The following is a 754-nucleotide window of genomic DNA, read 5'->3' as shown; positions in this document are numbered from 1 at the left end:
ACCAAGATCTCCTTTTTTGACATCATCAAAATCCCTTAAAGCACGAATACGGTGAAGAGTTTTTCCATCAAACTCAACTGTTTTATCAGTTAATTCGTATTTTTTTTCCATGGTTTATTGCCTCATGCCCGTTGTGATGATTTTATCATTGATGATCTCTGCGTTTCCATGAATAAATGCATCACCACAGATTTTGGCATTTCCCCCAACTTTTGCTCTGATGGAAATCAATGGACTGTCATAGATTTTAGCATTTCCATAAATTTCAGCTTTTCCACTAATAAATGCACCACCGGAAACTTGTGCATTTTCGTAGATTTGTGCACTGGCAAAAACACGAGCATGTCCAAAAATCTGCGCATTACCAAAAATATTAGTTTCTCCGGTAACAGATGCACTACCAAAAACACATGCATTTTCGTAAATATCAGCAATGTTATAAATATAAGCATCACCATAAACCTTGGCTTTGTCATAAACTCTTGCATAACCATCTACACGAGCATTCCCATAAACATGTGCATCATCAAAAACCTTGGCATAACCATAGACTTTTGCATCATCACCTACCCAGCAATTGCCATCATGACTTAGATTGTCTTCTTTCTCGATATAGCCTCCTAGGTTGCCTTTCTCGACATCACCAAAGTTTCTTAAAGCACGTATACGGTGAAGGATTTTGCCCCCAACTTCGATTGTTTCATCAGTCATTTCGTATTTTTTTTCCATGGTTTTACTCCTTTAAGTTAGATTC

1 protein-coding gene is annotated in these 754 nt (G+C 37.3%); it reads right to left on the bottom strand.

The features are described from left to right. Nucleotides 1-114 precede the first annotated feature (114 nt). The gene (locus ACFIMU_RS08710; RefSeq protein ID WP_375607543.1) at nucleotides 115-729 is read right to left on the bottom strand and encodes a hypothetical protein; all 615 of its coding nucleotides are present in this window, start codon (nucleotides 727-729) and stop codon (nucleotides 115-117) included. Between the last annotated feature and the right edge of the window lie 25 nt (nucleotides 730-754).

The sequence above is a fragment of the Bartonella sp. AC70YNML genome, from assembly GCF_042196545.1.
In the GTDB taxonomy this organism is placed as follows: domain Bacteria; phylum Pseudomonadota; class Alphaproteobacteria; order Rhizobiales; family Rhizobiaceae; genus Bartonella.
The sequence above is the reverse complement of the archived record's forward strand: the minus strand, read 5'-3'. Positions and strand labels throughout refer to the sequence as shown.

Coding starts and splice junctions, on each gene's coding strand:
- ACFIMU_RS08710 (WP_375607543.1), bottom strand. CDS start 729: ATGGAAAAAAAATACGAAATGACTGATGAAACAATCGAAGTTGGGGGC.